General features: G+C 57.0%; 1 protein-coding gene. It reads right to left on the bottom strand.

The features are described 5' to 3' along the window. Nucleotides 1-242 (bottom strand): molybdopterin dinucleotide binding domain-containing protein (locus Q4563_RS22090; RefSeq protein ID WP_303606065.1); only part of this gene is annotated, 242 nt, incomplete at both ends.

Genomic DNA, 242 nt, shown 5'->3' with positions numbered 1-242 from the left:
CCTCTATCGCCACCGCCACCGACTTGAAGGCCGGGGTATGACTTCTGGGGTCACGCTCAATCCCTGTCAGCACATTGGCTTCCGGGTAATAGGCCATTACCGCCCCCCGGCTCAGTCCATACGGGTAAACCTCAACCGCTTCCATACAGCCATTAGGGGAACGTAACGTCACCTTCTGCTGCGGTTTGATGCCCTTTTCCAGCATATCCTGTGGCGACATCAATACCGACCAGCGGTTAGGC

The organism is Gilvimarinus sp. 1_MG-2023, from assembly GCF_030548285.1.
This window is presented reverse-complemented; position numbering and strand designations above follow the sequence as displayed.